The sequence below is a fragment of the Streptomyces sichuanensis genome (assembly GCF_020328095.1).
In the GTDB taxonomy this organism is placed as follows: domain Bacteria; phylum Actinomycetota; class Actinomycetes; order Streptomycetales; family Streptomycetaceae; genus Streptomyces; species Streptomyces cinnamoneus.
The window spans coordinates 1-12,760 of the sequence record NZ_JAIXMK010000101.1 but is presented as its reverse complement, the minus strand read 5'-3'; the positions used below and the strand labels follow the sequence as shown (position 1 = coordinate 12,760).

Sequence of the window (12,760 nt, the reverse complement as noted above, 5' to 3'; positions counted from 1 at the left end):
CGGGGCCTGAGCTGGTCAACAGCGACCAGCCCGTCGCCGGTGCCTCCGTGGGCACGGGCTCCGGCACCCGCCACCTGGCACGGGACGGCCGCCGGTGAGTATCCGCTCCCGACAGGCCCTTCGTCGCTCCTCTATCGTGTGCGGCGACGTTCATCCGAACATCGCACCCTGAGGAGGGCGACGCGTGCCCGAGCTCAACTGGATCCCGGCCACTGACGACGAGACGCTCACCGAGTACCTGGAGATCGCCTTCGGGGACGACGGCAACGTCTACATCCGGGAGAACATCAACCCCGAGAAGGTCGTCGTGACCACCGACGCCAAGTGGGACGCCTTCGTTCTCGGGGTCAAGGCCGGCGAGTTCGACCATTTCGTCGAGGGCATCGAGGACTGACCGTCCTCAGCCGTCGTCCCTCTCCTCCCCCTCCGTCTTCTTGTCCAGCTTCTTCCGCTGGCTGGGCGACGGCGACACAGAGGAGGACGACGGCGACCGCTTGGGCCGCGGCGAGGCCGACGGCCGCGGCTTCCCCACCTTCGTCGGCCCGGCATCCACGTCGGCATCCGGCTTCGGGGCCTTGCTCCCCCGGTGCGGGGTGCCGCCGTGCTTGGCCTTGCCGTCGTCCGGCTCCGCATCGGTGCCCGGCGCCAGGTCGGCGCCCGGCACCGACGGCGGCCGGGAGCCGCCGCCATCGCCGTCGGACCCGAACAGGGACGTACCCACCAGGGCGGCCACCGCAAAAACCGCCGTCCCGGCAGCCACACCGAACAGCAGCCGCCTCTTCCGCCCCGCCCGAGACGGCACCGCATACGCCGTCGTCGCCTCCCCCCGCGCCGGGGGCGCAGGCGGGGCAGCGGGTGCCACGGGCCCGGCAGACGGCGGCGGCGTGACGACCGGCCGCGGCGGAACGGCGGCCGGCTGCCGCACGGCCGCCGGCGGCAGCGGCTGCGCGCTGTCCTCCCAGGACGGCCCCGCGAAGAAGTCCGCCACCTCCTGCGCCGACGGACGCTCCTCCGGCGTCTTGGCCAGCATCCGCATCAAGAACGCTTCGAACGCGTACGGCACCTCACCACGCTGCAACCGTGGCGACTCCGGCCGGCTGTCCACGTGCATGTAGAGCAACGTGGTCGGATTGTCCGACCAGAACGGCGGTCTGCCCACCAACAGCTGGTACAGCACACAGCCCAGCGCGTACACGTCCGATTCCGGACCCGCCGTCCTGCCCAGTGCCCGCTCGGGGGCGAGGTAGGTGCTCGTACCGACGATCTGGCCCGCGCGCGTCAGGCCGGCCGAGGTCTCGTCGACGAAACGGGCGATACCGAAGTCGCCGATCTTCAGTGCGCCGGTCGCCTCGTCGACCATGAGGTTGCCCGGCTTCACGTCCCGGTGGACCACTCCCTGCTCGTGGGCGGCCGCCAGCCCGGAAGCCGTCTGCGCGGCCAGCGAGGCGACGCGCCGGACCGGCAGCCGGCCCTGGGCGGACAGCTCGGCGGCCAGGCTCGGCCCCCGGACCAGCTCCATGACCAGATAGAAGCGGCCCTCCCACGCGCCGAAGTCGTACACCGCAACGACCTGAGGGTGATTCAGACGGGCGGCCGTCTGCGCCTCCATCTGGAAGCGCATCGGCGCGGACTCGTCGCCGTCGTCGCCCAGCATCAGCTTGACCGCGACCTGACGCCCCAGCACCTCGTCGTGTCCGTGCCAGACTTCGCCCATTCCGCCGCGGCCGAGCAGCTCCCCCAACCGGTAACGCCCGGCAACCAGCACCCGTACCACCTTTGATCTCGCACCCTGCGCCGAGCACGAAGAGTACCCACCGAACAGACTGTCGTTTGAACATCTCCGCGCCCCCTGCCCCCGATGGACATTGCTCGCCGTCCATACGCGTGATACACAGAGTCACCCTAGGGCTCCCCACTGACAACGGGGCTTCGCCGCAGGTCAGAGCGGCACCACCGCTCGCCCATACGGGTTCCGACAAAAAATGCCGCCAAATCGACATGCAGCGGCGGCTTCGTCGGCGAAGATAGGTCCTGACCTTTGCCGTGCGGCAGGGGGGATACAACAACCCACAAGGGGCGGTGAGTTAGAAATGTTTTTGGCTGCCGGCAAGGGCGACATCAACACCATCATTGGCGGAATCGCCCCGAAATGGGGTCCGTTCGGCCAACTCGGCCAGGAAGCGCGCGTGATGATCGAGGTCATCATGGCAGCGGCGATCCTCCTGTGCCTGGCGATCGCCATCTGGGGCGCGGCGAAGCAGCGCATCGGCGCAACGGCGCTGCGCGACACGTTCAGCGCGGAGCAGGGCAAGGGGTTGATCGTCGCCGGGCTCACCGGTGTGTTCATCATCGGCTCGCTCGGCACGCTGTTCACGATCGTCTACGGCATGGCCGTCTAGCGCCGCCCCACGCGCCCCCTTTCCGCTCCCCCCTGCCCCTCCGCGCATCGTCCCGCGCAGACCCTCTCGTCCCCGAGTCCACCCGCACCGAGGCTGCCACCTGATGCCCCCTCACACTCCTTCGCCCTCCCCCCGGATTCTCTTCACACCGCTACCGTCATATACGGGCGGCAAGCCAGCCACGACGTATGAGGGAGCAGGCGAGCGATGAGTCTCGGCGACGACGACTACGGCAGTGGCGGCGGTCACCACGTGACGCGCACCCGGCTCCCCGAGGGTGAGGTCGACCCGTACGCACCGCCCCGCCGGGGCCGCACGGGGCGGCCGTCCAACCGCAACCTGATGTCGGTGGTCGCCGTCGTCGTGCTGCTCATCGCCGCCATCGCCTTCGCCAACAGAGGCGGCGGCTCGGGTTCCGGCAGCACGGACGGGGACGCCGCGAAGGACGGCCCCCGCAGCGGGGCGACGGCGCCGTCGGGCGTGAAGCCGGTGGACGGAAAGACCGGAGGCATCGCCTCCGGTTTCGCCCATTCGGAGCAGGGGGCGCAGTCGGCGGCGGCCAACTTTGCCGTGGCGTTGGGCGGGGACGGCATGTTCAGGGCGGACAGCCGTCACGCGATCGTCAACGCCGTTTACGCGCCGGACGTCGCCGCGGCCCGGCAGGGCGACCTCGACAAGGTCTACTCGGACCAGGAGTTCTTGCAGAAGATCGGCCTCGATGCCAATGGCAATGCCCCGAAGGGCATGACCTTCGTTTCCCGCACCAACCCCGCAGGTACCAGGGTCGTCAAGTACGCAGGCGATACGGCGAGCGTCGCCGTCTGGTACTCCTCGCTGTTCGGGATCGCCGGTGAGAGCTCCACCCACCCCGTCGCCGACAGCTGGTACACCAACACGTTCGACCTGAAGTGGACCGGTGACGACTGGAAGGTCACCGGTTTCACGCAGAAGGACGGTCCGACTCCGGTCGCCCGTGACCAGGTCGCTTCCTCGGCCAAGGAGATGTCGGACGCTGTGGAAGGGTTCGGAGGGTTCACCTATGCCCGCTAGTCGCCGCCTCTCCGTCGCAGCGGCGCTGACAGCCGTCCAGACAACCGCTGTCGTTCTGTCGGCGAGGGCCTTCGCTGCTCCGTCACCCCCGCCCACCCCTGGGACAAGCGCTACCCCCACGCCCACCCCCGGGGGGAGTGCAACACCGACCCCTGCGCCCTCGGCCAGCGCCGGAACGGGCAACGACCCTTGTGATCTCATCCGCGGCCCCGCCAAGGAATACTGCCAAGGCCACAAAGGCGGCGGCGGAGCCGGCAACAACGCCCCGCCCACCGACTCCCAATCCGCCCTCGACCCCCTGGCCTCCCTCGCCAAGGGCTGTGCCGAAGCCGGCTCCTGGATCATCGACAAGCTCTCCGACGCCATCCACTCCACCGGCGCCGTCGACTTCACCAACGCCCCCTTCCTCCGTCAGTACGCCGTCGTCTTCGCCGCCTCCACCATCCTCACGCTCGTCCTGTGGCTGCTGGCCGTGGCCAAGCGGGCCGTGCGCGGGGTGCCGGTGACGGAGGCGGTCAGTGAGGCCATCGGGTTCCTGTGGCTCACCGTGCTGGCGTCCGCCTTCACGCCGCTCGTCCTCTACACCGTCGTCTCGGCGACCGACGCGGTCACCGACGTCATCGCCAGTGGTTCGGGGGCGAACAACGACAAGTTCTTCGCCGGGTTCTCCGACGCGCTCAAGAAGGGCAACGGCATCGGCGGCGGTCCGATCATGCTGATCGTCGTATCGCTCGTGTCCGTCCTCGCCGCCGGCGTCCTCTGGCTGGAGCTGGTGATCCGGGCGGCCCTGCTCTACGTGGGGGCGCTCCTCGGTACCGCCGTGTACTCCGGGCTGGTCGACAAGGACATGTGGGGGCACGTCCGCCGCTGGGCCGGGATCATGATCGCGGTCATTCTGGTCAAGCCGGTCATCATGATTGTGCTGGGGCTCGCCGGGGCGCTGTCCGCGGGCGACGGGCCGACCGCCTTCTCCGCCGTCGTGTCCGGGCTCGCGATCATCATCCTCGCCATCTTCGCCAGTGCGATGATCTACCGCTTCGTCCCCGGCTTCGGCGACGAGATCATCAAGAGCCGCAACGCCTCCAACGACGCGGCGTCCCGCCAGGCGGCCGCCGTGATCTCCTCGCCCGCCGCCCTGGTCAAGCAGGGCATCACCACCCACAGCGCCCGCGGCAACGGCAACGGCTCCGCCCAGCAGGCCCGGCCCGCCCACCCGGTCTCCGGCGGTGTCGCCGCCCACAGTGCCCGGCCCGCCGCCCCGAGCGGTGGCCCGGGCGGCAATGGAAGCGCTCCCTCCGCAGCCCCCGCCCCCGCGCCCGCGTCGCGTGCGCAGAACAACAGCAAGAGCAATACATCCGGAGGTGAGCGGAGTTGACGGTCCCGGCCCAGTCCCAGCCGATCGCGGCCCGCCGTACGTATCTGATCGGCCGCGCACGCCCGAACGCGGTCGTGGGCAAGAACCGCGAGAGCGGCGAGATCGCGCTGATCATCGCGGGCGCGTTCCTGGGCATGATGTGCGGACTGCTGATCCCCTTCCTCCCGGTGCGGATCCTCGCCCTCACCGGCTTCCCGGCGCTGTCGCTCGCCGCCGTCTACGTCCCGTACAAGGGCCGCACGTTCTACAAGTGGTTTGAAATCAACCGCTCGTACAAACGGACGCTGCGCCGCGGCACCACCTACCGCTCGGGCGCGATGGAGGCGGGCACGCAGCTGGACGGCCGCGAGGTCGAGGTCGGCCCGCCGCCCGGGATCGGGCGGATCAACTGGCTGTCCGCGCCCTTCGGGCCGGACGAGATCGCCGTGCTGCTCCACGCCGACCGCCGCACCGTCACCGCCGCCATCGAGATCGAGGGCCCCGGCGTCGGCCTGCGCGACTCCGAGGACCAGGAGGCGCTCGTCGAGCGCTTCGGCACGCTCCTGAAGCACGTCGCCAACGGCGACGGCTACGTCACCCGCATCCAGATGCTGGCCCGTACGCTCCCCGCCGACCCCGACGCGCACGCCAAGGACGTCGAGCGGCGCGGCGACCAGCGGTCGCCGGACTGGCTCAAGGACTCCTACGACCAGCTGCAGTCGATGGTCTCCACCTCCTCCGAGCAGCACCGCGCCTACCTCGTCGCCTGCATGCACTACGGCCGTGAGCTGGCCGCCGAGGCGCAGGCCATCGCCCGCGCCTCCCGGCACGAGCGCGGCAAGCGCACGCTGGACCGCGACGCGGGCCTGGCCGTGGTCATGGCCCGCGAGCTGACGGACATCTGCGCGCGGCTGGCCGAGGCCGACATCCGGGTCCGCCAGCCGCTCGGGCAGGGGCGGCTGGCGTCGCTCGTGCACTCCATGTACGACCCCGACCACCCGATCGACCACATCCAGGCGATGACGAAGCGCAACGCCTGGCCGGCCGAGCTGGACGCCATGGAGCCCACCTACCTCCAGGCCAAGACGCGCGAGTCCTCCACCCGCGCGCCCTGGTGCCACTCCACCGCCTGGGTGAAGGAGTGGCCGATGACGCCCGTGGGCGTCAACTTCCTCGCCCCCCTGCTCGTCCACACCCCCGATGTGATCCGTACGGTCGCGGTCTGCATGGACCTGGAGCCGACCGACGTGGCCATCGAGCGGATGCTGACGGAGAAGACGAACGACGACGCGGACGCCTCCCGCGCCGCCAAGATGAACCGCGTCGTCGACCCGCGCGACGTGGCCCACCACTCGCGCGTCGACCAGCGCGGCGAGGACCTCGCCAGCGGCGCGGCGGGCGTCAACCTCGTCGGCTACATCACCGTCTCCTCGCGCTCCCCCGAAGCGCTGGCGCGCGACAAGCGGACCATAAGAGCGTCTGCCGGAAAGAGCTACCTCAAGCTTGAGTGGTGCGACCGCGAGCACCACCGGGCGTTCGTCAACACGCTGCCGTTCGCGACCGGCATCCGACGATAGGGGCAAACGCCGTGCTCGATCCGCTCTCCGCCGTCACCGACGCCTTCACCAGTTTCCTCTTCGGAAAGGTCGAAACCACCCGGCTGCCCGTACGGACCTCGACCGGGCAGGCGCAGGCCGTCTACCTCCCCACCGCGGCCCCCGGCCTCGGCGACTCGGGCGTGATCATCGGGCGTGAGGTCTACTCCGGCAAGGGCTACATCTACGACCCGTTCCAGCTCTACGGCCAGCAGCTGCCCGCCCCGCACTGGCTCGTCCTCGGCGAGTCCGGCAACGGCAAGTCGGCGCTGGAGAAGACGTACGTCCTGCGGCAGCTGCGCTTCCGCGACCGGCAGGTCGTCGTCCTGGACGCACAGGGCGAGGACGGCGTCGGCGAGTGGAACCTGATCGCCCAGCAGCTGGGCATAACCCCCATCCGGCTGGACCCGACGGCCGCCCTCAACGGCGGCATCCGCCTCAACCCGCTCGACCCGGCGATCACCACGACCGGCCAGCTCGCCCTCCTCCGCACGATCATCGAGGTCGCCACCGGCCGCGGCCTCGACGAGCGGGCCGGCTTCGCCCTCAAGGTCGCCCACGCGTACGTCAACGACACGATCCTCGACCGCCAGCCCGTCCTGACGGACATCGTCGAGCAGCTGCGGCACCCGGAGGCCGAGTCCGCCGAGTCGATGAACGTCGACATAGACGACGTACGGGCCTGGGGCCTGGACGTGGCGCTCGTGCTGGACCGTCTGGTCGACGGTGACCTGCGCGGCATGTTCGACGGACCGACGACGGCCGGCATCGACCTCGACGCCCCGCTGATCGTCTTCGACCTCTCCCACATCGACCGCAACTCCATCGCCATGCCCATCCTGATGGCGATCGTGGGCGTCTGGCTGGAACACACCTGGATCAGGCCGGACCGCAAGAAGCGCATCTTCCTGGTCGAAGAAGCCTGGCACATCATCAACTCGCCGTTCGTGGCCCAGCTCTTCCAACGGCTGCTCAAGTTCGGCCGACGGCTGGGCCTGTCGTTCGTTGCGGTGGTCCACCACCTCTCCGACGTCGTCGACGGCGCCGCCGCGAAGGAGGCCGCGGCCATCCTGAAGATGGCCTCGACCCGCACCATCTACGCCCAGAAGGCCGACGAGGCCCGCGCCACGGGCCGCGTCCTGGGACTGCCGCGCTGGGCGGTCGAGATCATCCCCACGCTCACGCCGGGCATCGCCGTGTGGGACGTCAACGGCAACGTCCAGGTCGTCAAACACCTGATCACCGACGCCGAACGCCCGCTGGTCTACACCGACCGCGCCATGACCGAGGACGGCGGCTTCGCCCGCGAGGCGTCCGCCGAGGCGGCCGCGGCGGAACGGGCGGCCGCCGCGCGGAACGCCGACTTCGCCGACGAGCCCTACGGGTCGCCTGCCGCGCCACCCTCCGAGTCCACGGTGGCGTGACGTGCCCCCCATACGGGACCGGGAACCCACCCCGGAACGTGGAATTCCGGATGGGCTGCTGCTCACCGTCATCGCCTTCCTGCTCGGCCTGACGCTGCTCGTCTGGACGGCCACCGGCCTCTCCGCCCTGCTCGCCCACGGCGCCTGGCCGGAGGGCGTGTCGCTCACCCGTACGCCCCAGGCCCTGCGGCACCTCATGACCCAGCCCCGCGACCTCCCGGCCGCCTGGCCGGAGACGCCCGTGGGAGCGCTCTCGGGGTACGGGCTGTTCTGGGGAATCCTCATCAGCGAGGTGCTGGTGGCCGTGGTGCTGGCGACCTTCGCGATCGGCACGGTGGCCCGCTGGCGCGCGGTACGGGCACGGCAGCGCAGCCGATCGGCGACGGCCGTAACGGCTGAGGCGGCAGGCACGGCGACCGGCGTGCAGCCGGTGGCGGTGACGTCCCCCGGGACGGCAGCGCCACCGCCGGGCCCGGTCCCGGCCCAGACGCAGCCCCCTACGCAGGCGCAGGCCCAAGCGCCGACCGAGACACTGCCCCAGCCGGTGGCGGCCGCCCAGCCGCAGTCCCCGCCACAAGTCCAGGTCCAGGCCCAGACGCAGGCCCCCACCCAGCCACAGGCCGCAGCGCTGTCCCCCTCCCCGCCCCCGGCCCAGCCTGCCGCGCAGCCCCAGCCACCCGCTCAGGCGACCACTGCACCGGCCCCGGCCACGCCCCTACCCGCCGTCGCCGCGTCAGCCGCTCCAGGCCCCGCCGCCTCCCCCGCGCCACAGCGCCTCGTCTACACCACAGACCGCCGCGACCGGGCCACCCGTGCGGTCCTCGACGCCTCCGGCCCCGTCCTCGTCGTCACCAGCGACCCCGGGCTGTGGGCCGGCACGAAGGCCGCCCGAGCCAAGCTGGGGCCGGTGCTCGTCTTCGACCCCGCCCATCTCCTCGACACCCCCGACCGCCTCCGCTGGAACCCCGCCAACGGCTGCGAGTCCCGCGGAACGGCCGCCGCCCGTGCGGCCGCCCTGCTCGCGCCCGTACGCCCGCCCAGCGCCCTCGACTCGGCCACCGCCGACACGGCCGAAACCCTGCTGCGCTGCTGGCTGCACGCCGCCGCCGTGGACGGCCGGCCCTTCCGTCAGGTCCACCGGTGGGCGCAGGGGACGTCGGCGCACGAGCCCGTACGCATCCTCCGCACCCACCCCAGGGCGACCGGTGGCACGGCCGGCGAGCTGGAGTCGGCACTCACCGGGCACCCCGAGCGGCGCGACATGGCCCAGGCGTTGACGGCCCGTGCCCTCGGCGCCCTCACGTCGGTCCACATCCGCGACGCCTGTAATCCCAATCGAGCCAATTCGCCGTCGTGGGAATCATTCATCGCCGAAGGGGGAACGCTGTACGTGGTGGGTGAGGCGATTGAGGATCCCCGCACCCGCCCAGGTGCGATGCCCCTGCTGACCGCACTTGCCTCAAGCGTGGTCGAGCACGGCCGCCGCATGGCCGAACGGTCATCCTCCGGCCGGCTCGACCCACCACTCGCCCTCGTCCTCGACGACGTGGCGGCGGTGGCCCCGCTGCCCGCCCTCCCGGAGCTCCTGGAGGGCGGGGAAGCCCAGGGCCTTCCCACGCTCGCCCTGATGCGCTCCGAGGAGCAGGCCCGCGCCCGCTGGCCCCGGCGGCCCCTACCGGCCGGCTAGCGCCCCCGCTCGTCCCCCACCAAGAGACCCCATGCGGAAGCCAAGGTTCCGAGCACGCTACTTTGTGTGCAAATCTCATGAATCGCGGCAGAAAGGCTCGGGGCTCGGAATGGGCAACGTCAGCGGCAGCCACACCCGTGCGGTCGTCCAGGAGTTCCTGACCCGCTTCGCGGAGGGGGTTCCGGACCGTATCGCCGCCCTGTTCGCCGAGCAGGTCGACTGGCTGATCGCCGGCGGCGCGGTCGTACCGTGGCTCCGGCCGCGTTCCACCCGCGCCGACGTGGCCGGGCACTTCCGCGAACTGGCCGAGGGAATGGTCCCCCTGGACGGTGGGCCCACGGTCGAGGCGGTCGTGGTGGACGGCGGCGAGGCCATGCTGACAGGGCACGTCAGTGGCGTCGTACGCACCACCGGCAAGACCTTCCGGTCGCCCTTCGCGATGCGGCTGACGGTCGAGGACGGGCTGATCACGCGCTTCTGCCTCTACGAGGACAGCCTCACGATCGCCGACGCCTGCACCCCGCAGCCCCAGCCCTAGAAGCGGCCGCAGCCTTGGGCCCCGTCCCGGACCCGGCCGCAGCCCCCTAGGCCCTGATCTCGTCCATCAGCATCTGCAGCGTGCCGTTGAGCTTCCCGGGCGGCAGGGCGTCCAGGGTGGCCCGGGCGTGGGCGAGTCCGGCGGCCTTGTCACCGGCCCGGGTCAGCATGAGCCCCGTGTGCAGTTCCAGGTGGGCGACGAAGCGCGGCAGTTTCTCCGGCAGTTCGCGACGGGCCGCCTCCTGGGCCTGCAGGGCGCGCCGCTCGTCGCCGACCCGGGCCGAGAGCAGCGACAGGAAGCCGTTCATGCGCCAGGCGGGAATGGCGTAGTCGCTCACGCCCTCGGAACGGCCGGCGGCGGGAGCGGAGGCGTCGAAGAGCCGGCGCCCGTGGTCGGCCAGTCGGTGCGCCGTGGCCTTGTCGCCGCGGATCGCCGCCGTGTACGCCTTGCCGAGGGTGGCGCCCAGCAGCCCCGCGGAGGGCCTGTCGGTGATGGCCATGGCCTGATCGGCCAGTACCTCGGCGAGGCCCAGCGACGTGCCCCCGTAGCCCAGGGACAGCGCGGCCCGGCCGCGCACCCAGACGCGGGCGTCGCGGTCCCCCGACCGGTCCGCCACCTCGGCCGCCGTCCGGAACCAGCTGACGGCCTGCGCCTGCTCGGCACGGGAGAAGGTCGTGGCGTAGAGGGTCATCAGGCGGGCGGCGACGGCCCACATGGGCGGATCGTCGAGCTGCTGCTGCACGACGACCAGGTCCCCCGCGACCCGGTGCTGGATGTCGGCCGCCCCCAGCGACATGTAGTCGGAGCCGTACGAGGCGAGCTTGGCCTCCCACTCCTCCGCCGACGGCCCGCCCCGCAGCCGGACCGCGAAGCCCGTGCTCAACAGGTCGGCGGCCACCGCGGGCGCCGCGACGGTGGCGGCGCCGTTCGACCGCACCAACTGCCCGGCACGGCCGGCCTCCCCCTCCAGCACCTCCAGCGGCACGTCCAGCACCGTGGACAGGCAGCGCAGGTAGAACGGCCCCGGCCGGACCTTGGCGCGTTCCCAGCCGCTGACGTACTCCCGCGTGAGACGTGCCGAAAAGGCGTCGTTGATCTCCGCCGCCAGCCTGCCCTGGCTCCACCCCCGTGCCGTCCGCAGGTCTCTGATGAGCTCTCCAATCAACACAGACCCCATCTTGCCTGCCGATATGCCACTACAGATGCCACTACCGACCGCCCGTGAACCGGGAGAAAGTGGTTCCGACCGCGGATCGGGCCCGGATGTGCAACGGGGGGGCACATCCGGGACTGACGCGCGTGGAACGGGCAGGGAGCTGTCGGCCGGGGGGACCGGCTCGGGGGAGCTCCCGCCCGAGGGGGACCATCCGGGGAGGGAACCCGGGTGCCCCGGTCCGGGATCCGGGGGGATCCGGGACCGGGGCACCCGGGGGCTAGAAGCCCGCCGCGGCGATGATCCGGCCGACCACGGGGTTCTGCGCCTCGCTCTTCGCATCGGTGGCATTGACCGAGTAGGCGAGCGTGCGCGACAGGTCCCGGGTGGCGCCGAAGCCGTTGAGGTACCCGTACCGCCCGCCGGACTTGCCCCACACGACGGTGTCGCCGATCTCGATGCGGCTCATGCCGCTGGTGTGGGTCACCTTCCCGCCCTCGTACGACGGGACGTCGGGAACGGTGAACATCAGCTCCAGCTCGGGAGCGGGCACGACCCGGCCCCGGAAGAGCGCGGACGTGAAGCGCTCCAGATCGGCCGTGGTCGTGATCAGGTCCCCGGAGGCCCAGGTGGCCGACTGGTTCCAGTCCGTGACGTCCACGAGCGGGGAGCCCGCGTCGGCGGTCTGGTACCCGTGCGTGTACCGGCCGCGGATGCGGGGATCGTTGCCGGGGCTGTAGGTGTCGGTGAGGCCCGCCCGGCGGACGACCCTGTCGCGCACCTCGCTCTCGTACGCACGCCCGGTGACCTTCTCGATCAGCAGGCCCAGCACGTTGTAACCGGTGTTCGTGTAGTGCTGCCGTGTCCCCGGCACGAACTCCATGGGCTTGGAGAAGGCCCGCTGCACCAGTTCCCGGTGGTCCCAGGTGGTGAAGCGGTTCTCGAAGTCCGTCTCCTTCGAACCGTCGGCGCTCGGCAGACCGCTGGTGTAGTTCAGCAACTGCCGGACCCGGACCTTCGGGTAGTGGGCGGGCAGCAGGCCCGGCAGGTACTGCTGGACGGTCCCGTCGAGGCTCAGCCTGCCCTCGTGGACGAGCTGCAGCACGACGGCGGCCGTGAACGTCTTGGTGATGCTGCCGGCGCGGAAGCGCTCGTCCCCCTTCGGGGCCCGGTGCGTACGGAGGTCGGCCTCCCCCGACGTGCCCTGCCAGGAGCCGCCCTTGCCGCCGACCCTGACCTGAGCGGCGGTGGCAACGGCCCGGTCGGGCAGCCCGGCGATCGCCTGCCGGAGGGCCGCCGCGTCCGGAGGCGTCAGTGACGCGCCGGGTACGGACGCGGCCGCCGGAGTGCGAGCGGCGAAGGAGGGGCCGACGGCGCCGGCGCTCATGGCGGCGACGGCGGCAGCGATGACGACGGCGCTCTTGAAGCCCCTGCGGCTTCCAGGGCTTGGGTTCACGATGGTTCTCCCCCGCGGGTCTCAGGCATCAATGGATCACTTGCTGACGTGTTCCATCCTGGAGACCGGCGCCCCCTCGCACATCGCCGACGAGAGCGGTCCCA

General features: G+C 71.4%; 11 protein-coding genes. 8 read left to right on the top strand and 3 right to left on the bottom strand.

All coding sequences use genetic code 11. From position 1 onward, the window contains the following. The first annotated feature begins 184 nt into the window (after positions 1-184). Positions 185-394: a DUF397 domain-containing protein gene (locus LE181_RS24440; protein ID WP_225663643.1), complete on the top strand. Its 210-nt coding sequence runs from the start codon at positions 185-187 to the stop codon at positions 392-394. A 6-nt stretch (positions 395-400) separates the two neighbouring features. Here the strand turns inward: LE181_RS24440 and LE181_RS24435 are convergent, their stop codons facing one another. Beyond that, on the bottom strand, positions 401-1,765 hold the full coding sequence (locus LE181_RS24435; protein ID WP_225663642.1) for a serine/threonine-protein kinase: 1,365 nt from the start codon (positions 1,763-1,765) through the stop codon (positions 401-403). A 325-nt stretch (positions 1,766-2,090) separates the two neighbouring features. Between LE181_RS24435 and LE181_RS24430 the strand changes: the two genes are divergently transcribed. The 7 genes from LE181_RS24430 (at position 2,091) to LE181_RS24400 (ending at position 10,047) form a co-directional block, all read left to right on the top strand. Then, complete coding sequence (locus LE181_RS24430; protein ID WP_190113048.1) at positions 2,091-2,399, top strand: DUF8827 family protein; 309 nt, start codon at positions 2,091-2,093, stop codon at positions 2,397-2,399. Between the two features lie 207 nt (positions 2,400-2,606). Next, on the top strand, positions 2,607-3,449 hold the full coding sequence (locus LE181_RS24425; RefSeq protein WP_225663641.1) for a DUF8175 domain-containg protein: 843 nt from the start codon (positions 2,607-2,609) through the stop codon (positions 3,447-3,449). Then, positions 3,439-4,824 carry a hypothetical protein gene (locus tag LE181_RS24420; RefSeq protein ID WP_225663640.1) on the top strand — a complete coding sequence of 462 codons (1,386 nt, stop codon included), beginning with the start codon at positions 3,439-3,441 and terminating at the stop codon, positions 4,822-4,824. The genes LE181_RS24425 and LE181_RS24420 overlap by 11 nt, the downstream gene beginning before the upstream one ends. Further along, complete coding sequence (locus LE181_RS24415; RefSeq protein ID WP_225663639.1) at positions 4,821-6,380, top strand: SCO6880 family protein; 1,560 nt, start codon at positions 4,821-4,823, stop codon at positions 6,378-6,380. Before LE181_RS24420 ends, LE181_RS24415 begins: the two co-directional genes overlap by 4 nt. 11 nt (positions 6,381-6,391) lie before the next feature. Then, the gene (locus LE181_RS24410; RefSeq protein ID WP_225663638.1) at positions 6,392-7,822 is read left to right on the top strand and encodes an ATP-binding protein; all 1,431 of its coding nucleotides are present in this window, start codon (positions 6,392-6,394) and stop codon (positions 7,820-7,822) included. A 196-nt stretch (positions 7,823-8,018) separates the two neighbouring features. Then, the gene (locus LE181_RS24405; RefSeq protein WP_443742924.1) at positions 8,019-9,509 is read left to right on the top strand and encodes a type VI secretion protein; all 1,491 of its coding nucleotides are present in this window, start codon (positions 8,019-8,021) and stop codon (positions 9,507-9,509) included. A gap of 109 nt (positions 9,510-9,618) precedes the next feature. After that, entirely contained in the window at positions 9,619-10,047 is a 429-nt protein-coding gene (locus LE181_RS24400; protein WP_225663636.1) for a nuclear transport factor 2 family protein, read from the top strand. A 46-nt stretch (positions 10,048-10,093) separates the two neighbouring features. Here the strand turns inward: LE181_RS24400 and LE181_RS24395 are convergent, their stop codons facing one another. Together LE181_RS24395 and LE181_RS24390 are read right to left on the bottom strand one after the other, a co-directional pair. After that, entirely contained in the window at positions 10,094-11,224 is a 1,131-nt protein-coding gene (locus LE181_RS24395) for a helix-turn-helix domain-containing protein (protein ID WP_263869351.1), read from the bottom strand. 256 nt (positions 11,225-11,480) lie between these two features. Then, positions 11,481-12,656, bottom strand: coding sequence for a serine hydrolase domain-containing protein (locus LE181_RS24390; protein WP_225663634.1), 1,176 nt, complete (start codon positions 12,654-12,656; stop codon positions 11,481-11,483). Between the last annotated feature and the right edge of the window lie 104 nt (positions 12,657-12,760).